The sequence below is a fragment of the Rhodococcus sp. DK176 genome (assembly GCF_038447315.2).
GTDB classification, from domain to species: domain Bacteria; phylum Actinomycetota; class Actinomycetes; order Mycobacteriales; family Mycobacteriaceae; genus Rhodococcus_F; species Rhodococcus_F jostii_A.
Map to the genome: position 1 here is coordinate 6273879 of NZ_CP118321.2, position 24506 is coordinate 6298384.

Genomic DNA, 24506 nt, shown 5'->3' on the forward strand with positions numbered 1-24506 from the left:
TCCTGTCACCAGGAAGCATTGGTGCACAACGAGATCATGATTGTCGCTCGCGTCGAGGGTTTGGTGGAGAATAGCGATGGCTGCTGCCACGGTTTCCGTCTGCGTTCCGGCATATAACGCCGCCAGCACTCTCGAAGAGACGGTGCGATCGGTCCTCGACCAGGACGTCGAAATCGATCTGGTAATTCTCGACAATGCGAGCGAAGACGCCACACAATCTATTGCGCGCTCGTTCAGCGACCCACGGGTGCGAGTCTTTTGCAACGACGTAGTTCTGCCGATCGGCGCCAACTGGAACAGGGTAGTGGGATTCTCGACCGGCCGATTGGTGAAGGTCGTCTGTGCGGACGATGTCCTGATGCCCGGATCGCTCGAAATGCAAATTCGTGTAATGGACGATCCGGCAATAGCTCTCAGCTCCGCCAAGTTCGACGTGATCGACGAGGGTGGGGCGCTGCGTGAGTCGCGATTGGGGATTCCCGGCTTGGAGGGGCTCCATACTCCGCGCACTCTGATGAGGACAATTGTCCGACGAGGGCCGGCCGACTTCGGACCGACAGCGGCCGCGATGTTCAGGCGAGAGCATTTTGATCGTGTGGGCGGATTCCGCGGTGATCTCGTTTTCCCCATGGACGTTGATCTGTTCGCGCGAGTGACAGCCTTCGGGATGTTCTTCGGGATGTCCGAGCTCGTGGCTGCGTGGCGGGACTCCACGTTCAACATGTGCAGTCGGACATCGACGGTCAGCAAGTTGTCGGATATGCTTCGCTTCCATCACCGAATTGCTCGTGACTATCCCGAGTTCGTCTGTCCTGCAGATGTTCTTGCTGGTGATATGCGGCTGATGAGAGCGGCGGTTCAGCGGCTCGCCGTGCGATCCCGCACCGTTGTGGCGCGAAGGACTCGGTTGCAAGTCGACTGCTGAGTCGCCCTGGGTGCCGTAGCCATGGGTGCCGTACTGTGTGCCCACTTTCCGGCGGAATTTCGCCATTGCACATCTGTCGCTGGCTACTTTCCTCCGAGTTTGATCACCGCCACTGCCGTCAGGAGTAGTACCTTGACATCGAACCACATGCTCCAATTCTCGATGTAGTAGTTGTCGAAGCGGGTGCGATTCCCGATCGACGTGTCGCCGCGTAGGCCGTTGACTGCGGCCCATCCCGTTATTCCCGTCGGTACGCGGTGGCGCGCTGCATAATTGGGAACCGTGGCCCGGAACTTGTCGACGAAGTGGGGACGTTCAGGCCTCGGACCGACGAGTGTCATGTCTCCCCGAATTACATTCCACAGTTGCGGCAATTCGTCGAGCGAGGTCGCACGTAGGATCCGACCGAGGCGCCCGATCCTGGCGTCATGTGCAATGCACCAGTGGGTAGCGGATTCGTGGTCGCTTGCCGGGTTCATTGTTCGGAACTTGAGAAGTTCGAATATCCGGTCGTCCAAGCCGACTCGCTTCTGTCTGAACAACACCGGTGCCGATCGGTCCGAAAAATACACCGCGACGGCGATCGCGAGAAGTGTCGGGGCCAACGCTACAAGCATCGCCGCGCTGAGGACTCGGCCCATCCATAACTTCACCCGCCACAGGAACGATCGGTGTGCCGCTCGCCGAAGCTTCTTCAGTGGGACGGCACCGATGTGTTCCATGTCGCCGGTGACCGCCGTGAGCTCCCACAGTCGGGGAACTGCGAATATTTCGCAGTCGATGCGGTCGCATTCACGCAACGCGTGGATGATCGCGCCGTCGACGGCGTGGGGAAAGGCGAGTACCGCCGTGTCGATGTGGTGGGTCGTAAGGTACTCACACAGGTTCCCTCGCAGTGGGGTGATCGGTACGTTCCCATTGTGCGCGGTCTCGGCGAGTAGGGAGTCGTCGAGAAGTCCGATCAACTGCAGTCCACATGACGGCTCAGCGACCATACTGTTCGCCAGTATCTTCGCGACAGGTCCTCCACCGATGATCACCGTTCGACGACCACCGCGGAGCCTCCGTCTGAAGTAGCGTTCGACCGCGTTGGTGGCGTTGCGGGACAGTACGAGGGCAAAGAGGGTTACTGCTGCCAGCTTGACGGCGCCCACCAATGTGCCGTTCGGGGTCAAGATCACTGCCGTGCCCATTGCTGCCAGTGTGCTTGCGAGTGCAAGTCGGGGCAGGGTGTCGAGTACTGAGAGCGTCAGGTGGGGGTGGTACGCACCTGTGAGCGCCAGGATCGCCACAATTATCGCTGCGAACTGCGCGGGACGATCGATCCGTGTCACTGAACAGACGATCGACAGCACGATGAAGTCGGTCGCGATCGGTAACAGGTAGGTTCGTGCACGCTTGCTCGACAAGGGTCGGCTGGGAGCCGGCAGCGAATCCGGAACGATGTCTGCGGAGTGGCGGACCGCGCGCGTCAGGGTAGGTCGTGGATACAAGGGTCCGATTCGCAATATCCGACGGGTGCTGGTGGTCATGGCTGTACTTCATCTCGGTTGCTGGCGGTTGAACGCGAATCGAGCAGGCCGTCTCGGGCCATCTGCGTGCCCGCGTATGTATCAGGGTGTCTCGGCGCCGGGTGCTCCCGACTCCGAGGTCCGACGAGCGCTGGAGCCGGGACGCGTTGCGTCTCAGATGGCAGGACCCACCGTCCGGAGAGTTCCGGATAGCGCTGCGACACTTCGGGAAGTAGATCCGGCAGCGTGAGCGCAACCTTGTCCGGCTGAGCGCGAAGTAGTTGCTCAGGCGAAATGATCGGCACATCGGTGCCGGGCATTCGCCGCCCTTGTTTGGCGGTGGATGCGTCGGCTACGGCCGCGACAAGGCCTCGGTCGAGGCCCGCGTGGGCGAACAGTGGTACGGCCCGAGATGCGGCGCCATAGGCAAACACTCGACAATGCCGCTGTGACATCGCTGTCAGCCAGTCGCGAAAGGCTGTCGCATTCGTGTCCGCGGCGAGTTGCAAGGATTGCACGGTGACGGGGTTCGTGACTCCGATCATGCGCTCATCGGCGAGTATGCGATGAACACGGGGTGTCGGGGGTGCGCACGGCGAACGGCGTGCGGCGGCCAAGACCGTGCCGCCATAGAGGTCGAAGACCCAGGCGTGTGTGAGGTGTAGTCCTGCGTCGGTCAGTAACCGGCGCAGTGAGGTCAAGGAATAGTATGCGAAATGACCGTGCCGGAGTGCCGTCCACTGCTGATGCTTCACAATCGTAGTGAGAGAATGAAATTGGATGAGCAGGGTGCCGTCTGGGTCGAGTGCCGCTGCCCGCGCCGACAAGGCCACCCGCTGGTCGGGTTCGTGCATCATCCCGAAGCAATCGATCACCACAGAGGCTGTCCGGCGGTCTGTCGCGACACGGAACCCCCGCGAGGCGAGCAGTGGTAACCATGTTCCGCCGTGTGGGCTGCCGAACTCGGTGACGGTGTCGCCCGTGAGGTATCCGGCATCGGCGACGGCACGGACAGCTGTGCATGCTTGCGTTCTCAAAGCCTCTGGTTCGACGCCACGTGGCTCCTCCGGAACGGTGTCGTCGTCGACGAGCTGAGCAAGGCCGCACTCTCGACACAACGCCATTGTCAGGCGGTGCGCCGATTCGGCCGCGGTGATCGGACTACCGACAGGAGGGAAGAAGTCGGCCGCGGGCATCGAACCGAGATCGAGTACCCGATCGAACACGGCAACCCCACAGCCCCGACAGGCCATCATGTCGGAACCTCGGTGCGATGGAATCGGTGACCGACCCGGCCCTTGTGCGCAAGAATTGCAGCGTGCATGTTGAAACCACCGAATTGACGGATGTCCGGGTATTCCGGCCCGTGCCCTATCGCGACGACAGAGGTCTCTTCACGCGTACGTTCGAGGCCGGCCAGTTCGATGAACATATGAGCGAGACCGGAATTCTGGCCGCTGATTTCCTGCAGGATTCGCAGTCCCGGTCGTGGCGCGGCGTGGTGCGGGGCATGCATGGACGCGCAAATCCCGGTGAGGCGAAACTTGTCCGGTGTGCTCATGGCGCAATTTACGACGTCCTGGTCGATATCCGCAGGGGGTCGCCGACGTTCGGGCAGAAGGAGGCATTCCGACTCGACGACGTGGACTTCGCGCATCTTTATGTCCCGCCCGGATTCCTGCACGGATTCCAGGCACTCACCGAGGTCGCGGATGTGTGCTATCGAATCGATCGTGAGCACGATCCGACGGCTGACATCGCGGTGGCCCACGACGACCCGTCTCTTGCGATAACGTGGCCGCTTCCGGTCTCGCTGATCAGTGACCGCGACGCCGCGGCGGGGAGTTGGACGGCCTTGCTCGAACGGTTGTGATGGTTTCTGGGAGTTCGCGTCATTCATGGCCGGCCCCAACTCGCTGGAACCGCAGGGACTCATCGAGTTCACCGGCGCGCTCGAGTTGCTGAAGATGGGCGAGTCGGGTGAAGCGCTGCGTGAAGAGCACGTCCGTGAGGCCCCAGCGGGTACACCGGTCGTACAATTCGGCCGCTCCGTCGACGATGCTCCATCGCGGCACGAAGTCTTCGAATGCCGTGCGGATGGCCGAGAAGTCGACGCGGTAGGACCGCGGGTCCGCGCCGGTCTCTCCCGTAATCAGCACTTGTGAGCCGGGGACCGCCGCGGCGGCGGCCTCGGCGATCTGTGCCACCGTCACATTGTTGGTCTCGGTCCCGACGTTATAGGCGGCGCAGTGGATCCGATCGACCGGCGCGGTGAGTGCACACGCGAACGCGGTGGCGATGTCCTGGGCATGTACCAGCGGGCGCCACGGCGTGCCGTCCGACGAGACTCGCACTGTGCCCGTCAGCATCGCGATACCGACCAGGTTGTTGAGGACGATGTCGGCGCGGAGCCGGGGGGAGAATCCGAAGGCGGTCGCGTTGCGCAGGAAAACCGGAGAGAACCCGGAGTCGGCGAGTTCGGCTACGTCTTCCTCGACGCGCACCTTGCTCTCGGCGTATGGCGTGAGTGGACGCAGTGGTGCGGACTCCGTCACCAACTCGTTACCGGCCGAACCGTATACGGAGCATGTCGAGGCATACAAAAATCGCCGCACACCGGCTTGCTTCGCCAGGCGAGCCAGCCGGACGGACGCGCGATGGTTGATTTCGTACGTGATGTCCGGCGCGAGAGACCCCAGCGGGTCGTTCGACAGGGCAGCGAGGTGAATTACGGCATCGAAGCCGCACAGATGCTGCTCTGTCACGTCCCGCAGGTCTACCCGGAAAGAGGGAGGGTCGGCGGGTGCAGGACCGAGTACGCATCCGGCGAAGAGTCCGGAATCGAGACCCACGACGTCGTGCCCGCGCGTCTGCAATACCGGAACCATGACCGAGCCAAGGTATCCCTGGTGGCCGGTGAGGAGCACTCGCATGTCAGGTCCTTCCGAATCGGATGGTTGCCTTTTCGAGGACGAACGCCTCCGCGTGGGGTTGTCTGCACTGCACACCCCGCAGCCGTGACAGCCCGAGGAAGGAGTCTTCGTCGAACCAATCGTGGTTGGTTTGGGAGGGGTAGTGCTTCAGCAGTATCCGCGCCTTTTCCGTCGCCACAGCGCGGGTGAGCGGGTGGTAGATCGACGGCCGAGGTGTGTCGGTTTCCCACTTGAGGATTTCGTACCCCAGGATCAGGTGGTCACGGAAAACCGTCGGAACCAGCTCCGCCAACATACGGTGGTCCTGGTGTGCGTCGGCTCGGTGCGGAGCGAATACCACATCGGGATGACAATCGCGCCCGAACGCCTCGACTGCCTTCTTGATCGGCTCCCAATATGCCGGTGCGTACCCGTCCGGAACGTCGAGAACCGTGAGCTCGAGGTCGGCGGCGGGACACAATGCCGCCAACGCATGACGCTCCTCTATTTCGCGCCGGGCGTCGGCGCCGGCCAGCACGAGCGCCCGGACGCGAAGGCCGGGAGTGCTGGAAGCAACTGTGAGAAGGGTGCCTCCGAGCCCGATCGCAACGTCGTCACAGTGCGCACCGAGCACCGCTACTTCGCGGAGCCCTCGTGTGTCGAGGCTGATCATCACGCGCTGTGTGCGGGCTGCGACGGCTCCCACACCATCCACGGATGGATGCCTTGCGAGTAGTTCGAATCGAGTTCGGCGCGCTCCTTGAAGGTGTCCGCCGGCTTCCAGAATCCCTCATGGCGATACCCGAACAAGCGGCCTTCACCGGCAAGGCGTTCACACACATCAGCCACGAGATCGCCGCCAGGGGGAAGAAGATCGAAGATCTCCCGGCTGAGGACGAAGTATCCGCCGTTCTCCCAGATGGGCAGCCGGCTGACCGGGATGATCTCCTTGACTTCGCCATTCTCGGCCACGTTGACGCAGTGGAACGAGGACTGGGGCGTGACGACGAGCATGGATGCAGCCGCGCCCGACTCGTGGAACTTCGTGATGACATCGTCGAGGGGGGCGTCGGTGAGTACGTCTGCATAGTTCGCGAGAAAGTACTCGTCTTCGCCGAGGTGCCGTCGAACACGTCGCAGACGCTCGCCGATCGCGGACTCCAGACCAGTATCGACGAACGTGATCGACCAGTCGCTGATGTCGGAGTTCAGCAGCTCGATCTTGCTCGCGCGCAAAACGAAGTCGTTGGATTCCGCTTCGCGGTAGTCGAGGAAGTAGTCTTTGATGGCCTCCGCACCGTACCCGAGGCACAGAATGAATTCCGTGTGGCCGAAATGAGCGTAGTAGTGCATGACATGCCATAGCAGCGGACGTGGTCCGACCATCTGCATGGGTTTCGGGATCACGTCGTTGTGGTCGTTGCGCATGCGTAGGCCGTATCCGCCGCAGAACAGGACAACTTTCATGTCGTGAGCCTCCTTGCCACGCTCTCGGGTTGGAATGTCGCTCTGTGCAGGGAGGGGAGCGGGTACACGAGCTCTCCGCCCCACTCGGTGATGTAGTGCAGTTGTTCGGTCAGCTCCGTCTCGAGGTTCCACGGCAGCGCGAGGACGACGTCCGGCCGATCCTTCTCGATCTGCCGGGGATCGAGAATCGGGATCCGGGTGCCCGGCGTGTACCGGCCGTGCTTGTACGGATTACGGTCGACCGTGTATTCGAGTAGGTCGGGGCGAATTCCGCAGTAGTTCAGCAGGGTGTTTCCCTTGCCGGGAGCGCCGTAGCCGACGACGGTCCTGTTCTGGGCTCGGCAGTCGAGGAGGAACCCGAGCAGTTCTTGTCGAGCAACTCTCGCCTGAGTTTCGAGTCGGCTGTATCCGTCGACGGTGTGCAGTCCGGCGTCTTCTTCCGCCTTCAATACGTCGGTGACGCGCGGGGTGGGCACCTCGCCGGCAGTGCCGGGACGTGCCCAGATCCGGATCGAGCCGCCGTGTGTCTCCAGAAGTTCCACATCGACGACCGAGAGGCCGGCCGTGGCAAGCGCACGCATGGCGGAGAGGAGCGTGTAGTACTGAAAGTGCTCGTGATAGACCGTGTCGAATTGCCCGAGGACGATCAGATTCAGGGCGTGGTGCACCTCGATACTCAGCTGGCCGTCGTCGGCGACGAGGGTACGCAGCGCGCGAGTGAACCCGCGGAGGTCGGGGATGTGCGCATACACGTTGTTCGCAACCACGAGGTCTGCCGGACCGTGCTCGGCGCGGATGTCGGCGGCGAGTTCCTCGTCGAGAAATGCGGTGAGAGTGGGAACACCTCGTTCACGTGCGGCCGCGCCGACGTTGTGCGACGGTTCGATTCCGACGCAGCGTATCCCGGCGTCGACCGCGTGCTGCAGCAGGTAACCGTCATTACTCGCGACCTCGACGATCAATGATCTCGAGTCGAGGCCGAGCCGCGTCACCGAGGAGCCGACGAACTGCCGTGCGTGTTCCACCCATGAATCCGAGTAGGAGGAGTAGTAGGCATAGTCGGTGAAAGTGTCCTCCGGGGAGATCAGGGCCGGAACCTGAAGTAGGAGGCAGTCCTCGCAGATGCGCAGGTGCAGCGGATAGTTCGTCTCGGGGGCGTCCAGGCCTTGCTCGGTCAAGAAGAGCTCGCACGGCGGCGTCGCCCCCAGATCCAGGACGCTTCGCAAGCGATCGGAGTCGCACAGTCGGCAGCGCACGGGCAGTCTCCCCTCGTCATCGAGACCTGGAGGTCGCTCTGTGTGTTAGTTGCGTCACACCCAAGGTCTCGATCCGTCCAATAAACCACACTCCAAGTCGTCTTGCAAGGCCTGAAACCAACTTCAAGTATGTTAATCCTCGGGAATAATGGCTGGTTGCCCTTTTGTTTGACGTCTCGCGGAGACTTGATCAAATAAGTGATGACTTAGCCATGTAGGTTTTTCGCGACTAAGGACGCAGACCGCGGATCCTGGACGAGGTATGGTGATATCTCGTCCTCCGAATTAAAGGCGGGCGAGCAATAATTGCCATTGAAGCCAATGTGCCGATGACATCGGAGGGTGCCCGATGCCGTTCGTCATAGTCGAACGCGAAGAGACACTGGTCGCCGGACTGGCCGTCCGCAGTCCGAAGAGGGCGCTGGGAAAAGCGCGCGACAAGGACCTCGAAAAGACGTGGTCGACCCTTCTCGCGCAAAACGTGGACAGGCCGTTGGCTTCTGCGTATGTCGACCACGCTCCCGAGATCAACTCGTATTACACGCAAATCGTGGGCTACGAGTGCTCTTCGATCGATCAGGTCGGACGCGGGCATCTGGTATCGCGGATTCCTGCGGGGACCTATGCGAAGTTCTCCTCCGTGGGAACCTTCCCCGACCTCTTCGACGCGCTCTGGGGGCAGATTCGTGATGCGGAGGAATCGCGGCAGATTCAACGCTCCTACACCGGTGACTTCGAGTTCTACCCGCACGCCTTCGGGATCGATTTGTATGTGGCGATAGTGCCACCCGCCACGAGGTAGGGGCCACAATGAGTTTCGAGATCGTCAAGCGTGAGTCCGCCGACTTCGGCGGGCTGGTTCTGCCGCGCATGGAGCTGGGTTCGTCGGCGCACGCGAGCGATCTGATGAAGTTCACTCGGGAGCGCGTCCAGCAGCGTGGTGTCGAGGAACTGACCACCGTTTACGTCGCCGTCCCGGATCTGGGGTGGACCGCGGTGATCGGATACCGGTGCATCGATGTCGGTCATCTCGAGATCGGTGACGTGCTGGTGCGTGTCCCGGCCGGCTTTTTCGCCAAGTTCACACCTGACGGGCGGTCATCCGACCCGATCGAAGACGTGTGGATTCAGGCCGAGCTGGCTGAGAAGGAAGGGCGCATCGAGCGCGCCTACGCGGAGGAGATCGAGGTCTTCCGCGCGCCGAACAGCGTTGAGCTGTTCATTTCCCTCGCCTAATTCCGGGTCGCCAATTACCGACCTGAAGTTTGTTTTTGGGCCCATTCATGGCATCACAGGTGACAAATCTGGTGTAAACGCGGAAAATAGGTAGCCGCGGGGCTGTGACCGGGTTCGTCTGTCCAGTTCTTGGGGTCTTTACGTAACCCGTGAGTCCCCGGAATTGCCGCACCGACGCCCGATGGGAATACCAATGTCTGTTGAACAGCTGACGAATCCGCAGATAGACGTCTGGTCGACGGAGACCATACTCGATCGAACTCTGAGTGTGTGGGATCCGCGGTCGGAGTGTCGCTTCGTCGTCGCCCGGCCCTCCGACGAGCCGACGCTCTGGGAAGAGTATCTCGAGGGAGCACTCGCCGGCTATCGCAAGTACGGCGCCGAGAAGGCGCTCGAGTACCAGCGGATTCAGGCCGGCGACACCACCGCACTGTTCTTCGTCGCCATCGCACCGGACGGTTCGGTCGCAGCCGGCGTCCGCGCCCAGGGTCCGTATCTTGTCGCTGATCAGGCGCATGCGATCACGGAATGGGGAACAGATCCCGGAGCTCCCGCCGTCCGCCGGATGATCGAGGACCGGCTTCCGTTCGGTGTCGTGGAAGCGAAGGGCGCGTGGGTGGCGGACACGGCCGCCAGGCGGGGTGAACTCGTCGGCGCATTGGGTCGCATAGCCACCTTCTCGATGGATCTGCTCGACGTCCAGTTCATGCTTGCGACCGCCGCATCCCACGTCCTGGACACGTGGCGAACCACCGGTGGCGTGGTGGCCGACCACATTGCTCCCGTGCCCTATCCGGATGACCGCTACGAGACGCGGCTGATGTGGTGGGATCGGAGTAGGCGCAGGGGCCGCGCCGAATCCATGCAGCTGGCCCAACTGTTACTCACGACGTCCCGACCGACGCCGTCGGCAGGCATCGCGACGGGGACGGGAGGAAACGTCGTCCGGCCGATGCGGAGCGTCTCGTGAACGAATCCCGCGGTGACTACACCGCCCTGCTGCTCGACGAGGACCACTCCGAGGACGCGGCGGTACTCGACCGCCTCCGCCGCGACCCCGCGGTGGTCTTCGTCGACCGGCTCGGCCAACAGATCGACAGCCTCCGTTCTCTCGTGCCCACACCGGGACCCGGCGTGCTGGACGAGACTCCGGTGTGGGCGTACTACTCGTGGCGACGGACCGTGGTGCGTCTGCTCGGCCCCGCATCGTTCCGGCTGCTGCGGCTGGACCGGAATCGGAACAAGATCACCGCGCAGGAACAGGAACGCCTCAGAGACGTGACCGTGGGGATCGTCGGTCTGAGCGTCGGTCACGCGGTCGCGTTGGCTCTCACGCTGGAAGGTGCGTGTGGCGGTCTGCGGCTCGCGGACTTCGACACCCTCGAACTGTCCAACCTGAACCGGGTTCCCGGAACGGTTCTCGATCTCGGTGTGAACAAGTCCGTGGTCGCTGCCCGCCGTATCGCGGAGATCGACCCTTACGTCACGGTGACGTTGTGGGAGGACGGTCTCGACGTCGGGTCGGTGGCCGAATTCCTGGACGGCACGGACGTGGTGATCGACGAATGCGATTCCCTGGACGTGAAGGTATCCCTGCGGCGGGAGGCCCGCCGCAGGGGATTGCCGGTGCTGATGGCGACCAGTGACCGGGGGTTGCTGGACGTCGAGCGATACGACCTCGAACCCGATCGGCCCGTCTTCCACGGAGTGATCGGCGACGTCGACGTGGAGTCGCTGGCGGGGCTCGGCTCGCGGGACAAGATTCCGCTCGTCCTTCGGATTCTCGACGCCGGACAGCTGTCGGCGACGATGGCGGCGTCGTTGGTGGAGGTGGACGAAACCATCTCCACGTGGCCTCAGCTCGGGGGCGAGGTGCTGCTCGGCGGTGCGCAGGTCGCGGCGGCGGTGCGGCGCATCGGGCTCGGACAGCCGCTCGCATCGGGTCGGTGCCGCATGGATCTGGACGAGCGTCTCGATTCCCTCGCCGATCCACCGCCACCGCACGACCTGCCGGAGGAGCCCGAAGATCGTGCGGTGCCCGCAGCAGTCTCGGACGACGCCGTCGACGCCGTCGTGCATGCCGCGTCCCGCGCGCCGTCCGGCGGCAACGTCCAGCCGTGGACGATCGCGGCGGACAACACGAGGCTGACCATTTCAGTGGCCCCTGAGTACACGACGGCCATGGACGTCGGTTACCGCGGCAGTTGTGTCGCGGTCGGCGCCGCGCTGCACAACGCCCGGATCGCCGCGTCGGCCGCCGGACTGCTCGGCGCCGTGACGGTCCACGACGGCGATGCCGGACTTCCCGCCGCCACGATGACGTTCGGCAGCGGGAACGACCGGGAACTCACCGACCGCTACGAACACATGCTCGACCGGACCACCAACCGCAGGCCGGGCGTGCCCCAGCCGTTGGACGACACGCAGGCGGGACTTCTCGCGGAGGCGGTCTCGCGCGAGGGCGCACGCCTCTGCCTGGTGACCGACCGGGACGACATCTCGACGATCGGCGCCATTCTGGCGGAGTCGGACCGAATCCGATTCCTCACGCCGACCCTGCACCGCGAGATGATCGGCGAGTTGCGGTGGCCGCCGCTGGATTCGGTCGAGACCGGCATCGACGTTCGTGCACTGGAACTCGATTCGGCGGAACTGTCGACCCTCGCGCTGCTGCGGAGACCCGAGGTAATGGAACGACTCGGCGCACTGGACGAGGGACGCGCGCTGGGCAAGTCCACCGCGGACCGTGTGGCGTCGAGCTCGGCTGTCGCGGTCGTCGCCATACCGGGCAGCACCCCTCGGGACTACGTGCGCGGCGGTGAGGCGACCGAGAGCGTGTGGATCCACGCCCAGGCGCTCGGGCTCGCCGTCCAGCCGATTTCACCTGTGTTTCTCTACGGTGTGGAAAGTGCGGAACTCGAACAAGTCTCACCACGGTATGCGGCACCATTGGAGAGGCTGCGGGAGGAACTGTTCGATGTCGTCGGTGCGAAGGCGGGTGAAGCGCTCGCCATGGTGTTACGGCTCAGCCATGCGCCGGGCCCGTCGGTTCGGAGCGAGCGGCTCGCCGACCGGGTTCGCAGGCGGATATCGTAAGGACAGGAGGGCCCGTGAACACCGAGAAGCAAACCGAAAAGCTCGAGACCCTGGTGACGACCGTGGCGTCCCGGCTCACGCCTGTCGATGCGGTCTCGTTCAAGCCCGTGGCCACCCGCGTGTTGCAGGATCTCGTGGAGCACTTCGAGGTCGACACCAGCTTCCTCCGGTTCACAGACCACGAGATCGCGGCGACGGTCCTGGTCGCGGAATACCCGCTCCGGCCCTTCATCCCAGACCCCGACCCGCTCGGCATCGTCTACTTCAAGGACGCCGACTCGACGTTCGCCCAGATCGAGCACCAGAAGGAAGTGGCCATCTTCCGGCCGGAGGTGTCCGGTCCGGATTACAACGAGCGGGTTCGCGAGGCGTCCGGGGTGCCGCAGGTGTCGCTCGCAGCCGTTCCGCTGCTGTCCGGTGACACGACGACGGGCACGCTCGGATTCATCAAGTTCGGCGACCGCGACTGGACGCCGCCGGAGCTCGACGTCCTCAAGGCGATCGCCGCCCTGCTCGCCCAGGTTCAGGCGCGCATCGTCGTCGAGGAGCAGTTGCGCTACTCGGCCGACCACGATTCCCTCACCGGTCTCAGCAACCGGCGCGCGCTCTACCACCACCTGGACACTCGTCTCGCCGAGTCCGAAGCCGGGCCGGTCGCGATCCTGTTCCTCGACCTGGACCGGTTGAAGCCTCTCAACGACTTCTTCGGTCACGGAGCCGGTGACGGATTCATCTCGACGATCGCGGACCGGCTCAGATCGACCAGCCAGACCGACGACCTCGTTTCCCGGCTGGGCGGCGACGAATTCGTGCTCGTGCTCGGCGGATCGGTGGGGCTGGAGGAGGCGGAGGTGCGGGCGCAGCACATCCGCGACGTCGTGACCGAGCGGGTGCGTCTCGGCCGCGAGGTGGTCAGCCGCAGCGTCAGTATCGGCGTCGCGGTCGGAATTCCGGGCAAGGCCACCACCAGTTCGCTCCTCAGCCAGGCCGACCAGGCCGTCATGGTCGCGAAGACCAAGGGTGGGAACGCGATCAGCGTCTTCACCGACGAGATGCAGGAGGAGAGCGAGAAACGCAACATGATCGAGCTCAGTCTGCGTGCGGCCATCGCGGACGAGTCGCTGTTCCTCGAGTACCAGCCCGAGGTCGATTTGCGGACCGGCCGGATCATCGGGGTGGAGGCCCTGGTGCGGTGGAATCACCCGCTGCTCGGGTTGCTGCAGCCGGCGTCGTTCATCGACGTCGCCGAGGCGACGAATGTTGCGGGGGAGCTCGGGCGCTGGGTGATCCGGAAGGCCTGCCGGCAGTGGGCCGACTGGCGGTCGCAGGTGCCCGAGCTGGATCTGGATCTTCGCGTCAACGTCTCGCCGGGGCAGTTGGCCGGTCTGGATTTTCTCGACGTCGTCGCGAACGCGTTGACGGAATTCGACCTTCGGAAGGGCGCGCTGTGCCTGGAGATCACCGAGAACGCAGTGCTCAGTGATCTGACCTGGACGCGTGAAGCGCTCGAAGGTTTGCACGCGATGGACGTGGAGGTCGCGATCGACGACTTCGGCACCGGGTTCAGCTCCCTCAGCCACCTCAAGGCGCTGCCGGTGGGGACGCTGAAGATCGACAAAGGTTTCGTGATGAACCTGGATACCAACCCCGAGGATCGGGCGATCGTGAAGTCCATCATCGGTCTCGCCGAATCGTTCGGCCTGGAGCTGGTCGCGGAGGGCGTCGAGAACGTCGAGTCGGCCCGGCAACTCCTCGACATGGGATGCCATCGGGCGCAGGGCTTCCTGTTCAGCCGGCCGGTCTCGGCGGAGAAGATCGGTAAGTTGCTGGCGGCCGGAGCCATCGAGGTCGGGCTGTAGCTCGACTACCAGCCCGGTGCGTCGGTGAGTTCCAGACGAGTCGCGTGCGTCGGAGTTGCTGCTTGATCGCGTTGCCAGGACAGCGTTACAGACCCAGGGTATGTTTATGCCCACACCGCAGTACCTCTTGTCTTGAATTGCCGGTGTGCGGTAACTTCTCGAAGGGTTTGCTGGAGAGTCGCTGAGGGCGACTGTCGAAGACTGGAGCAGGGGGAGCGATGTCTGGTGGTTCTGTCTTGTCGATCCCCGAATCCCGTATCGGGTGCGACGTGATGACGGTCGGGCACGTGCGAAGCAGCGTCGAGCGGTTCGGCGACCGCTACCTGACGAGAATCTTCACACCCCACGAACTGGAAACCTGCGAAGGACCTGCGCGGGCCCAACGGCTGGCCGCCCGGTTCGCGGCCAAGGAGGCCGTGGTCAAGGTGTTGCGACCCGGGGACGTCGCCTTGCCGTGGCAGTCCATCGAGATCCGGCGCGAGAGCTGGGGCGGATGCGGAGTGCGCCTGTCCGGCAACGCATCGGACCTCGCCGAGCGGCAGGGGCTCGGTGGATTCGACGTCTCGATCTCGCACGAGGCCGACGTCGCGATCGCGATGGTCACCGCGTCCCGGCTCGGCACCCCACCCCATCACCAAGGAGAACGCCACCCATGAGCGAGCAGACCATCCGCAAGGTTCTCGGCGACCACGCCCGGCTGTCCGTCGATGCCGCGAGCGTCGCCGTCGGCGCCGATCTCTACGAACTGGGTTTGACGTCGCACGCGAGTGTCAACGTCATGCTGGCGCTGGAGGATTCGTTCGACGTCGAGTTCCCCGACGAGCTGCTGCGCAAGAGCACGTTCGCGAGTGTGGATTCCATTCGGGGCGCACTCGTCGAACTCGGAGTGGCATGAGCATCGCCCTGGGGAGCGACACCGGGATCGAGTCCGCGCAGTCGTGGGGACCGGCGGCGCGAGCCGAGAGGGTCGTGGCCGAGGTGGCTGCGCGCTGGGCCGTCGACGTCGATCGGGACGCGCGTTTTCCGCAGGAAGCGATCGACGCGCTCCGGGACCAGCGGTTGCTCTCGTGTGCCGTTCCCCCGGAACTGGGTGGCGAAGGCGCGACGCTTCGCGAACTGTGCACGATCGCCCGGACCCTCGGGCGCCACTGCGCCGCGACGGCGATGGTGTTCGCGATGCACCAGACCCAGATCCTCTCGCTCGTACGACATCCGGGTGGCGACGGCGTTTCCGGCTTCCTGCGTGACGTGGTCGCCGGGCAGTTCCTGCTGGCATCGGCCACGACGGAACTGGGCATCGGGGGCGACGTCCGGCGCAGCACGTGCGCGGTGGAGCAGTCCGGCGGGGTGGTGACGCTGGTCAAGAATGCCCCCGTGATCTCCTACGGCGAGTACGCCGACGCGATCCTCGCGACCGCGCGGCGCACCCCCGACAGCCCGCCGAGCGACCAGGTGCTCGTCGTCTGCCGGCGTGCCGACGTGACGCTCGAGCGCACCGGTGACTGGAACACGCTGGGACTGCGCGGAACCTGCAGTCCCGGATTCGTGCTGCGTGCCACCACGACACCCGATCTCGTCGTCGCCGATCCCTATGCGGAGATCTCGGCGGCGACGATGCTCCCGGTGTCGCACTCGGTGTGGTCGGCCGTGTGGCTCGGCATCGCCGACGCGGCGGTGGAGAAGGCGCGGCGGTGCGTGCGAGCGGCAGCGCGTAAGCAGCCGGGCGTGGCCTCGCCCGCGGCATCGCGTCTCGCCGAGGCGGCCGCTGTGCACCAGCAGTTCTCGGACATCGTGTTCGCGGCGGCCCGCCGGTTCGACGACGCCGATGCGGCGCCCCCCGGTTCGCCGGAGGCCGAAATCGCGGGTGGAGTGGGCTATTCGCTGGCGATGAACAACCTGAAGGTGACGGCGTCGACGCTGGCTGTCGACCTGGTCGGCAGAGCCCTGCTGATCTGCGGGATCGCCGGCTACCGGGAAGACACGGAGTACTCGCTCGGCCGGCACCTGCGCGATGCGCACGGAGCGGCCGTCATGGTCAACAACGATCGAATCATGGCCAACTCGGCGCAGATGGCCACGGCATACCGGGGGACGATATGAGTACGGATACAGCAGTGGAACGGGAAGAGACGAGCGAACTCGAGCGGGCCCGGCGTGCCTTCCGGGCGGAACTGCTGGACGCCGGACTCCTGGTGGACACGTCCGTCGCCGGCCTCTACGGACGGTCGGGGTTGTTCGAGGACATCGTCGACGGCATCGACTTGGTCGTGCGCGCGGCAGGGCCGGGCGCGTCCGCGGCCCGATTCCGGTTTCCCCCGGTGTTCCCGCGCACCAGTTTCGAGCGCACCGACTACATCGCGTCGTTCCCCAACCTGACCGGGGCGATCAACACGTTCACCGGCACCAACGCCGAGCACGCCCAACTGCTGGCGGCGCGAGCCGACGGTGAGAGCTGGGACAAGTGGCTCGAACCGACCGACACGATGCTGGTGTCGGCGGCGTGCCACCCCGCGTACCCGATGTTCACGGGTGTGTTGCCGGACGGCGGTGCGCTGCTCGACGTGTACGGCTACTGCTTCAGGCACGAGCCGGCGTTCGATCCCGCCCGCATGCAGGCGTTCCGGATGCACGAGTTCGTGCAGATCGGCACGGCGGACCAGGCCGCGACCCACCGTGATTCGTGGATCGAGCGCGGGCTCGAGGTGCTGTCCGACCTGTGGCTGGACGCCACGCCGGTGGTCGCCAACGACCCGTTCTTCGGCAGGGTCGGACGCATGCTCGCCGCCAACCAGCGCGAGGAGAACCTCAAGACCGAGCTCACGGTGCGCCTGTACGGCGATCTCGACGAGGGGACCGCCGTCGCCTCGTGCAACTGCCATCAGGACCACTTCGGTGTCACGTTCGACATCGCCACCGCGGACGGCGGCGTCGCCCACAGTGCGTGCGTGGGATTCGGGATGGAACGCATCGCGCTCGCGATGCTGCGGACCCACGGCATGGACCCGTCGCGCTGGCCGAGTGCGGTGAAATCCCGGATGTCGCTGTGATGTCCCGGCTGATCGACATCTCGCCGGACGGATACGAACCGCACTCCATCCACTCCGACGAGCGGACGTGGACCGAGACCAACTGCTACCTCGACCTGTGGGTGGAGGTGCTCCACTCGCTCGGGCTCGATCCGGTGCCCGCCGCCGCGTGCGCGTTCGGCGCCCGGTTCGACGGATCACAGTGGACGTTCCTGAAGTTCAAGCCGGAGGATCTGTTCGCGCTGTACGGGATCGACGTGGGGGAGATGAACGTCTGGCGCCGGGTCCTCGACCACGTCGAGGACAACCTCGCTGCGGGAATGCTGTCGACCGTCGAGGTGGATGCGCACTGGCTCCCGGACACGGTGGGCACCGGGTACCGCGAGAGTCACACCAAGACGACGATCGTCGCGAACTACATCGACCGGGAGGCCGGTGCGCTCGAGTATTTCCACAACAGCGGGTATCACCGGTTGGCCGGTGACGACTTTCGCGGGTTGTTCGGGCTCGACGTCGCCGGGTCGGCGACCTTCACCCCCTACGTGGAGCAGGTCCGGTTCGACGGGGACCCGGGGTACCGTCCGGCGCGTTTCGAGGCGGTGCTGCGTCATCATCTCGCCACCCGGCCGGACGGGAATCCGGTGCGCGAACTCGGCGAACGAGTGGTCGCCGACGTGCCCTGGATCCGCGACGCCGGCATCGACACGTTCCACCTGTGGACGTTCGGGGTGTTGCGGCAGTGCGGTGCCACCGCGGAACTGGCCGCCGACGTCTGCGAGTACCTCGAGCGCAACGGGTTCGCGGGGGCAGCGGCGTTCGCGCCGGGCTTCCGGGCGGTGGCGCAGGGCGCGAAGAGCGTGCAGTTCCAGATGGCGCGGGCCGCTCGCGGACGCAGTGTCGACCCGTCGGCGCAACTCGACGGCATGGCCGAGGCGTGGGAACGGTCGGTGGGTGGCGTGGCGCGAATGGTCGGACGCGCGTAATGGATCTTCTCGCCGGCGCGCGGTGGCGTTGCGTGGCAACGGAACCGGGCTCGGTCACCGATCCGTCGGGCCTGGCTTGTGTGCCGGGTCCGTGGTATCCCGCGCAGGTGCCGGGTACCGCGGCAGGCGCGATCCGGGCGACCCACGGCGTTGCGGCGGCGCGGGCGACGAAGACCGATGCGGTGGACTGGTGGTTCGTCACCGACGTGTCCGGCGGCGGCCCGGGGCCGTGGCGGCTCGAGTTCGACGGCCTCGCCTCGCACGCGCAGGTGTGGGCCGGCGAGGACCTCGTCCTGTCTTCGGAGTCGATGTTCGTGCCTGCCTCGGTCGAACTCGCCTCCCGCCCCGGCACGGTCACGCTGGCGATCCGGTTTCCGTCGCTCGATGCCGCGCTCCGCCGCCGGCGGCCACGCGGACGCTGGCGGTCGTCGCTGGTGAGCGCGCAGGGCCTGCGCTGGGTTCGCACGAGCCTGCTCGGCCGCGCCCCGGTCTTCGGTGGTGTGCCGGCCCCGGTGGGTCCGTGGCGGGCGGTGCGACTGCGCGACCGCGCCGCGCCTGTCCTGTCGGACCGTCACGTGGTCACCGCCGTCGAGGACGGCACGGGCGTGCTGGACCTCGCCGTGCGTGTGCATCGTTCGGCCGGAGCTGCCCCCGTCGTGCGGCTCGGCGACCTCACCGTGGACGCGGAAATCGTGGACTTTGGGCGGGGCGCGAAGGAGATCCGCGCCCACGTGCGCGTCCCCGACGTCCGGTTGTGGTGGCCCCACACCCACGGCGCCCCCGCGACGTATCCGCTGAGCATCGTCCTGGGGGAGCACGTCGTCGACCTGGGTGCGGTCGGATTCCGCACGGTGCGCGCGGCGTGCGGCGACGGCGGATTCCGGCTGTCGGTCAACGGCGTCGACGTGTACTGCCGCGGCGCCGTCTGGACGCCCGTGGATCCGGTGGGGCTGGGCGGCCGGGATCAGGCTCGGGCCACCCTCGAGCGGGTGGTCGAGGCCGGCCTGAACATGGTCCGCGTGCCGGGCACGACGGTGTACGAGGACGCCGCGTTCTGGGACGACTGTGCCGAACTCGGTGTCATGGTGTGGCAGGACGTCATGCTGTCGACGTTCGACCCGCCCGACGACCAGCCGTTCCTGGACCTGCTGACCGCCGAGGTCGAGGCGGTGCTGCGGCCGCTGTCCGGGAACCCCGCGCTCACCATGTTCAGTGGAGGCAGCGAGACCGAACAGCAACCGGCGATGCTCGGACTTCCGTGGTCGCACATGACGGCGGTGCACGACGTGATTCCGGCGGTGGTCGGTCGGACGGCGCCGGGGTTGGTGCGGGTGTCGTCGTCACCGACCTCGCCGCCGGGCGACGACGCGCTCGCGACCCATGTGGGGACGGGTATCGCGCACTACTTCGGGGTCGGGGGATATCGGCTTCCGCTGTCCGACGTCCGCCAGGCCCGGGTGCGGTTCGCCGCCGAATGCCTCGCGTTCTCGATCCCCCCGTCGGACGCGGCGATCGAGGCCGAATTCGGCAGCCTCGCGGTCGCGGGCCACCACCCACGGTGGAAGGCGGCCGTGCCGCGGGACAACGGGGCCCCCTGGGACTTCGAGGACGTCCGCGATCACTACGTGCGGACGCTGTTCGGCGAGGAGCCGTCGACGGTCCGGTGGAGCGACCCCCAGCGGTACCTCGCCCTCGGCCGGGCCGCCGTCTGCGAGGCGTTCGCGGCGACACTGGGATACTGGCGGCGGCCCGATTCGGGATGCGACGGCGCGCTGGTGCTCGCGCTCCGCGACCTCGAACCCGGCGCCGGGTGGGGGCTGCTCGACTCCGACGGCAGGCCGAAGGCGCCGTGGTTCGTGATGCGGCGGATGTCGCTGCCGGTCGCAGTCCTCCTCGCCGAGGACGGATTGGACGGCCTGCGGATCGACGCGGTCAACGACTCCGACCACGAGGTCGTGGGGGAGTTGCGGGTGCAGGTGCACACCCGCACGGGTGCCCGGGCGTTCGACGTCACCGAACCGGTGACCGTCGCCGCGCACGCGGCCCGCCGGTGGTCGCTCGACACGGTGCTCGGGCGTTTCACCGACGCGACCCACGTCCACCGCTTCGGTCCCCGCGGCTACGAGAGCGTGACCGTCCTTCTGTCGAGTGAGGACGGTGTCGTCGCCGAGTCCGTTCACCTCGTCGGCGGACCGGCGCGCGCCCTCGAACGGACCGTCGGCCTGACGGCGGTGGCGCGGCAGACGGCGTCCGGCGACTGGGTCGTCGACGTCGGTACCGACGGCGCTGCGCAGTACGTCCACCTCGAACTCCGCGGCTTCGAACCGGAGGACTCCTGGTTCCATCTGCCGCCGGGCGGAGCACGGATCGTGCCGGTGCGCAGGACCGGGACAGCGGACGCGGTGACCGGGCACGTGCGGGCGCTGAACTCGATGACCGTCGCACCGGTCGTGCAGGCCTCCACCTGATACGGACCCCGGTCCGTCCGTGTGCGATATCGACTAGGCTGGCTCAGTCCGCAACTGGCCGCTCGTCCCGGCCCGAGCTGTTCGCCGGCAGTTCGTCATCACTGCTCAGGAGTGCGTCGTTGTCTTCCCCGCTCATCGCTGCCGAGCCCTCGTCCGACACCCCGCTCGCCGGTCTGGCGAAGATCGCGCTGGGCGACGCAGTCATCGCGCAGGTGACCGAGGCTCTCGGACGCCATCACCTCGACATCGTCGCGCCCGGACCCGCCCGGCCATTCGTGGCCGCGGCCCTCGCCGAGCGCACCCATCTGCTGCTGGTCACCGCGACCGGCCGCGAGGCCGACGACCTCACCGCCGAACTGCGGGAGATGATCGGCGACGCCGTCGCGCAGTTCCCGTCGTGGGAGACGCTGCCGCACGAACGGCTGTCGCCGAGCGCCGACACGGTCGGTCGCCGGGTGGAGGTGCTCCGCAGACTCGCGCGGCCGGACGACCGCTCGTACGGGGCGCCGCTCCAGGTCATCGTCACCACCGTCCGGTCGCTGGTGCAGCCCATGGCGCCGGGACTCGGTGAGATCGAACCCGTCACGCTGCGCGTGGGCGTCGAGCACGACTTCGACGGGCTGATCCAGCGGCTCGTCGAAATGGCGTACACGCGCGTCGACATGGTGGGCAAGCGCGGCGAGTTCGCCGTCCGCGGCGGCATCCTGGACCTGTTCTCGCCCACCGCGGATCACCCCGTGCGCGTCGAGTTCTGGGGCGACGAGGTCACCGAACTGCGCGCGTTCTCCGTCGCGGACCAGAGGTCGCTGCCCGAACTCGACATCGACGCGGTGATCGCCCCGCCGTGCCGCGAACTGCTCCTCACCGAGGACGTCCGCGACCGGGCCGCGCAGCTCGCGGTCGACAACCAGGCCGACGCCGCGCTCGTCGAGATGCTCGACAAGATGTCGGCCGGCATCCCGGTGGAAGGCATGGAGGCACTGCTGCCCGTGCTGCGGCCGGGGCAACTGCAGTTGCTCACCGACGTGCTGCCCGAGAGCGCACACGTGCTGCTGTGCGATCCGGAGAAGATCCGGACGCGCGCCACCGACCTGGTGCGCACCGGTCAGGAGTTCCTCGAGGCGTCGTGGACGGCGGCCTCGATCGGCGGCGCCGCCCCGCTCGACACCTCGGTGCTGAGGGGTGACGGAATCGATCTCGGCGCCTCCGCCTACCGCTCGCTCAGCCAGGTCCGTGAATCCGCGGAGGCCAGGGGCCTGCCGTGGTGGACGCTGAGCCCGCTCGCGTCGGGCAACGGCGAGGAACTGGAGCTGGCGGTCACGCCGGCACCGCAGGTCCGTGGGTCCGACGACCTGCTGTCGGAACTGTTCGTGAGTCTGCGCGCCCACGTCACCACCGGCGGGCGCGCCGTCATCGTGGTCGCGGGCGCCGGCACCGCGCATCGCGTGCTCGAGCGTCTGCGCGAGGCCGAGGTGCCCGCGGCTGAACTCGCGCCCGGCACCGAGCCCCCGCGGGGCCAGGTCGGGGTGCTGCGCGGTTCGCTCCACGACGGCCTGGTCTTCCCCGGCGACGACTCCACTGCCGGACTCGTCATCGTCACGGAGGCCGATCTCACCGGCAACCGGGTGGCCGCGGTCGGCGACGGCAAGAGGCTGCCGGCGAAGCGCCGCAACCAGGTGGACCCGCTGGCCCTTACCGCCGGGGACATGGTGGTGCACGACCAGCACGGCATCGGACGATTCGTCGAGATGGTCGAACGCACCATCGGCGGCGCCCGCCGCGAGTACCTGGTGATCGAGTACGCCGCCAGCAAGCGCGGACACCCGGGCGACCGTCTGTTCGTTCCGATGGAGTCGCTCGACCAGTTGTCGCGGTACGTCGGCGGCGAGTTGCCCGCGCTCAGCAAGCTCGGCGGTTCCGACTGGGCCAACACCAAACGCAAGGCGCGCAAGGCGGTTCGTGAGATCGCCGGTGAGCTCGTCCAGCTGTACGCGGCGCGGCAGGCCGCACCCGGACATGCGTTCGGCCCGGACACCCCGTGGCAGAAGGAGATGGAGGACGCGTTCGCGTTCACCGAGACCCACGACCAGCTGACGGTCATCAGCGAGGTCAAGGCCGACATGGAGAAGGCGGTCCCGATGGACCGCGTCGTCATCGGGGACGTCGGCTACGGCAAGACCGAGATCGCGGTGCGGGCGGCGTTCAAGGCGGTGCAGGACGGCAAGCAGGTGGCCGTCCTGGTGCCGACGACGCTGCTCGCTCAGCAGCACCTGCAGACGTTCACCGAGCGCATGGCCGCGTTCCCGGTGACGGTGCGCGGGCTCTCCCGCTTCACGGATGCGGGAGACTCCAAGGAGACCATCGCCGGCATGGCCGACGGCGAGATCGACGTCGTGGTCGGCACGCACCGGCTGCTGCAGACCGGGATCCGGTGGAAGGACCTGGGCCTCGTCATCGTCGACGAGGAACAGCGCTTCGGTGTGGAACACAAGGAGCACATCAAGGCCCTGCGCACCCACGTGGACGTTCTCACGATGTCGGCCACGCCGATCCCGCGAACGCTGGAGATGAGCATGGCGGGCATCCGCGAGATGTCCACGATCCTCACGCCGCCGGAGGAACGGCACCCCATCCTCACCTACGTCGGCGCGTACGCCGACAAGCAGGTGGCGGCGGCCATCCGACGGGAACTGCTCCGCGACGGGCAGGTGTTCTACGTCCACAACCGGGTCAGCTCGATCGACAAGTCGGCCCAGCGGATCCGCGAACTCGTCCCCGAGGCGCGGGTCGTGGTGGCACACGGGCAGATGAACGAGGACACCCTGGAACGGACCGTGCAGGGCTTCTGGGAACGCGACTACGACGTGCTGGTGTGTACCACCATCATCGAGACGGGTCTCGACATCTCCAACGCCAACACGCTCATCGTCGAACGCGCCGATTCCCTCGGCCTGTCGCAGCTGCACCAGTTGCGCGGGCGCGTCGGGCGGAGCCGGGAACGCGGCTACGCGTACTTCCTGTACCCGCCGGAGAAGCCGCTCACCGAGACGGCCTACGACCGCCTCGCGACCATCTCACAGAACTCCGACCTCGGTGCCGGCATGGCGGTCGCGATGAAGGACCTCGAGATCCGCGGCGCCGGAAACGTGCTGGGCGCCGAGCAGTCCGGTCACGTCGCGGGTGTCGGGTTCGACCTGTACGTGCGGCTGGTAGGGGAGGCGGTCGAGGCGTTCCGGGCGGCGGCCGACGGCAGGCCGATCACGACGGAGGACGCCCCGAAGGAGGTCCGTATCGACCTGCCCGTCGACGCGCACATCCCTCCCGACTACGTCACCAGCGACCGCCTCCGGCTCGAGGGCTACCGCAAGCTCGCGGCGGCCACCGAACTCGACGGCATCACGGCCGTGGTCGACGAACTCGCCGACCGGTACGGACCGCTGCCCGAAGAGGTCCGCCGACTGGTCTCGGTGGCCAAGCTGCGCCTGCTGGCCCGCGAGTACGGACTCGAGGAGATCGCCGTGGTCGGGACGCAGCTGAAGATCGCACCGATGGCCCTGCCCGACTCGAAGCAGTTGCGCCTCAAGCGGATCTACCCGAGCGCCCAGTACCGTGCCACCACCGGAATGGTGCAGCTGCCGCTGCCCCGGGCGGGGTCGGGCGGAATCGGCGCGGAGCGGGTGCGTGACGTGGAGTTGTTGCAGTACATCGCCGACTTCGTGGTCGCGCTGGACGGCAAGGCCGCCGGGTCCGTGGTGATGGAGGCCTGA

The 24506-nt window shown here is 66.3% G+C and carries 20 protein-coding genes; 14 read left to right on the plus strand and 6 right to left on the minus strand.

Going from position 1 to position 24506, the window contains the following annotated elements; translation table 11 throughout:
• Nucleotides 1–76 precede the first annotated feature (76 nt).
• Nucleotides 77–925, plus strand: coding sequence for a glycosyltransferase family 2 protein (locus PSR88_RS29175; RefSeq protein ID WP_011597863.1), 849 nt, complete (start codon nt 77–79; stop codon nt 923–925).
• Nucleotides 926–1008: 83 nt separating this feature from the next.
• Here PSR88_RS29175 and PSR88_RS29180 read toward each other — a convergent pair whose 3' ends face one another.
• Nucleotides 1009–2457 carry an exopolysaccharide biosynthesis polyprenyl glycosylphosphotransferase gene (locus tag PSR88_RS29180; protein ID WP_016883433.1) on the minus strand — a complete coding sequence of 483 codons (1449 nt, stop codon included), beginning with the start codon at nt 2455–2457 and terminating at the stop codon, nt 1009–1011.
• Nucleotides 2454–3692 carry a methyltransferase domain-containing protein gene (locus PSR88_RS29185; protein WP_016883432.1) on the minus strand — a complete coding sequence of 413 codons (1239 nt, stop codon included), beginning with the start codon at nt 3690–3692 and terminating at the stop codon, nt 2454–2456. Before PSR88_RS29185 ends, PSR88_RS29180 begins: the two co-directional genes overlap by 4 nt.
• A gap of 17 nt (nt 3693–3709) precedes the next feature.
• Between PSR88_RS29185 and PSR88_RS29190 the strand changes: the two genes are divergently transcribed.
• On the plus strand, nt 3710–4309 hold the full coding sequence (locus PSR88_RS29190) for a dTDP-4-dehydrorhamnose 3,5-epimerase family protein (protein ID WP_016883431.1): 600 nt from the start codon (nt 3710–3712) through the stop codon (nt 4307–4309).
• Nucleotides 4310–4328: 19 nt separating this feature from the next.
• Here PSR88_RS29190 and PSR88_RS29195 read toward each other — a convergent pair whose 3' ends face one another.
• From PSR88_RS29195 to PSR88_RS29210, 4 genes are read right to left on the minus strand one after another with little or no spacing between them, the layout of a single operon-like run.
• Nucleotides 4329–5369, minus strand: a complete 1041-nt coding sequence (locus PSR88_RS29195; protein WP_011597867.1) for an NAD-dependent epimerase/dehydratase family protein — start codon at nt 5367–5369, stop codon at nt 4329–4331.
• Between the two features lies 1 nt (nt 5370).
• Nucleotides 5371–6021, minus strand: coding sequence for a PIG-L deacetylase family protein (locus PSR88_RS29200; protein WP_011597868.1), 651 nt, complete (start codon nt 6019–6021; stop codon nt 5371–5373).
• On the minus strand, nt 6021–6815 hold the full coding sequence (locus tag PSR88_RS29205) for a glucose-1-phosphate cytidylyltransferase (protein WP_009478988.1): 795 nt from the start codon (nt 6813–6815) through the stop codon (nt 6021–6023). The genes PSR88_RS29200 and PSR88_RS29205 overlap by 1 nt, the downstream gene beginning before the upstream one ends.
• The gene (locus PSR88_RS29210) at nt 6812–8071 is read right to left on the minus strand and encodes a class I SAM-dependent methyltransferase (RefSeq protein WP_011597869.1); all 1260 of its coding nucleotides are present in this window, start codon (nt 8069–8071) and stop codon (nt 6812–6814) included. The genes PSR88_RS29205 and PSR88_RS29210 overlap by 4 nt, the downstream gene beginning before the upstream one ends.
• Before the next feature lie 349 nt (nt 8072–8420).
• Here PSR88_RS29210 and PSR88_RS29215 point away from each other — a divergent pair, with 349 nt between their 5' ends.
• From PSR88_RS29215 to mfd, 12 genes are all read left to right on the plus strand, one after another.
• The gene (locus PSR88_RS29215; protein ID WP_009478990.1) at nt 8421–8873 is read left to right on the plus strand and encodes a GyrI-like domain-containing protein; all 453 of its coding nucleotides are present in this window, start codon (nt 8421–8423) and stop codon (nt 8871–8873) included.
• A gap of 8 nt (nt 8874–8881) precedes the next feature.
• Entirely contained in the window at nt 8882–9307 is a 426-nt protein-coding gene (locus PSR88_RS29220; protein ID WP_011597870.1) for a hypothetical protein, read from the plus strand.
• Nucleotides 9308–9500: 193 nt separating this feature from the next.
• Nucleotides 9501–10277 carry a hypothetical protein gene (locus tag PSR88_RS29225; RefSeq protein ID WP_009478992.1) on the plus strand — a complete coding sequence of 259 codons (777 nt, stop codon included), beginning with the start codon at nt 9501–9503 and terminating at the stop codon, nt 10275–10277.
• Nucleotides 10274–12403: an Rv1355c family protein gene (locus PSR88_RS29230; RefSeq protein WP_016883430.1), complete on the plus strand. Its 2130-nt coding sequence runs from the start codon at nt 10274–10276 to the stop codon at nt 12401–12403. Before PSR88_RS29225 ends, PSR88_RS29230 begins: the two co-directional genes overlap by 4 nt.
• A gap of 14 nt (nt 12404–12417) precedes the next feature.
• The gene (locus PSR88_RS29235; protein WP_009478994.1) at nt 12418–14262 is read left to right on the plus strand and encodes a putative bifunctional diguanylate cyclase/phosphodiesterase; all 1845 of its coding nucleotides are present in this window, start codon (nt 12418–12420) and stop codon (nt 14260–14262) included.
• A 218-nt stretch (nt 14263–14480) separates the two neighbouring features.
• A complete protein-coding gene (acpS, locus tag PSR88_RS29240; protein WP_009478995.1) occupies nt 14481–14918 on the plus strand; it encodes a holo-ACP synthase in 438 nt (145 codons plus the stop codon).
• Complete coding sequence (locus PSR88_RS29245) at nt 14915–15157, plus strand: acyl carrier protein (RefSeq protein WP_016883429.1); 243 nt, start codon at nt 14915–14917, stop codon at nt 15155–15157. Before acpS ends, PSR88_RS29245 begins: the two co-directional genes overlap by 4 nt.
• Nucleotides 15154–16362 carry an acyl-CoA dehydrogenase family protein gene (locus PSR88_RS29250; RefSeq protein ID WP_016883428.1) on the plus strand — a complete coding sequence of 403 codons (1209 nt, stop codon included), beginning with the start codon at nt 15154–15156 and terminating at the stop codon, nt 16360–16362. The genes PSR88_RS29245 and PSR88_RS29250 overlap by 4 nt, the downstream gene beginning before the upstream one ends.
• On the plus strand, nt 16359–17309 hold the full coding sequence (locus PSR88_RS29255; protein WP_029539512.1) for an amino acid--[acyl-carrier-protein] ligase: 951 nt from the start codon (nt 16359–16361) through the stop codon (nt 17307–17309). Before PSR88_RS29250 ends, PSR88_RS29255 begins: the two co-directional genes overlap by 4 nt.
• Entirely contained in the window at nt 17309–18271 is a 963-nt protein-coding gene (locus tag PSR88_RS29260) for a DUF1839 family protein (RefSeq protein ID WP_016883426.1), read from the plus strand. Before PSR88_RS29255 ends, PSR88_RS29260 begins: the two co-directional genes overlap by 1 nt.
• Nucleotides 18271–20739: a glycosyl hydrolase gene (locus PSR88_RS29265; RefSeq protein ID WP_029539510.1), complete on the plus strand. Its 2469-nt coding sequence runs from the start codon at nt 18271–18273 to the stop codon at nt 20737–20739. Before PSR88_RS29260 ends, PSR88_RS29265 begins: the two co-directional genes overlap by 1 nt.
• A gap of 119 nt (nt 20740–20858) precedes the next feature.
• The gene (mfd, locus tag PSR88_RS29270) at nt 20859–24506 is read left to right on the plus strand and encodes a transcription-repair coupling factor (RefSeq protein WP_011597876.1); all 3648 of its coding nucleotides are present in this window, start codon (nt 20859–20861) and stop codon (nt 24504–24506) included.

Bases quoted from the DNA above. Each gene is read 5' to 3' on its own strand.
- PSR88_RS29260 (WP_016883426.1), top strand. From the start codon at position 17,309: ATGTCCCGGCTGATCGACATCTCGCCGGACGGATACGAACCGCACTCC.
- PSR88_RS29200 (WP_011597868.1), bottom strand. From the start codon at position 6,021: ATGATCAGCCTCGACACACGAGGGCTCCGCGAAGTAGCGGTGCTCGGT.
- PSR88_RS29250 (WP_016883428.1), top strand. From the start codon at position 15,154: ATGAGCATCGCCCTGGGGAGCGACACCGGGATCGAGTCCGCGCAGTCG.
- PSR88_RS29265 (WP_029539510.1), top strand. From the start codon at position 18,271: ATGGATCTTCTCGCCGGCGCGCGGTGGCGTTGCGTGGCAACGGAACCG.
- PSR88_RS29190 (WP_016883431.1), top strand. From the start codon at position 3,710: ATGGAATCGGTGACCGACCCGGCCCTTGTGCGCAAGAATTGCAGCGTG.
- PSR88_RS29225 (WP_009478992.1), top strand. From the start codon at position 9,501: ATGTCTGTTGAACAGCTGACGAATCCGCAGATAGACGTCTGGTCGACG.
- PSR88_RS29255 (WP_029539512.1), top strand. From the start codon at position 16,359: ATGAGTACGGATACAGCAGTGGAACGGGAAGAGACGAGCGAACTCGAG.
- PSR88_RS29220 (WP_011597870.1), top strand. From the start codon at position 8,882: ATGAGTTTCGAGATCGTCAAGCGTGAGTCCGCCGACTTCGGCGGGCTG.
- PSR88_RS29175 (WP_011597863.1), top strand. From the start codon at position 77: ATGGCTGCTGCCACGGTTTCCGTCTGCGTTCCGGCATATAACGCCGCC.
- acpS (WP_009478995.1), top strand. From the start codon at position 14,481: ATGTCTGGTGGTTCTGTCTTGTCGATCCCCGAATCCCGTATCGGGTGC.
- PSR88_RS29205 (WP_009478988.1), bottom strand. From the start codon at position 6,815: ATGAAAGTTGTCCTGTTCTGCGGCGGATACGGCCTACGCATGCGCAAC.
- PSR88_RS29245 (WP_016883429.1), top strand. From the start codon at position 14,915: ATGAGCGAGCAGACCATCCGCAAGGTTCTCGGCGACCACGCCCGGCTG.
- PSR88_RS29195 (WP_011597867.1), bottom strand. From the start codon at position 5,369: ATGCGAGTGCTCCTCACCGGCCACCAGGGATACCTTGGCTCGGTCATG.
- PSR88_RS29185 (WP_016883432.1), bottom strand. From the start codon at position 3,692: ATGATGGCCTGTCGGGGCTGTGGGGTTGCCGTGTTCGATCGGGTACTC.
- PSR88_RS29180 (WP_016883433.1), bottom strand. From the start codon at position 2,457: ATGACCACCAGCACCCGTCGGATATTGCGAATCGGACCCTTGTATCCA.
- PSR88_RS29215 (WP_009478990.1), top strand. From the start codon at position 8,421: ATGCCGTTCGTCATAGTCGAACGCGAAGAGACACTGGTCGCCGGACTG.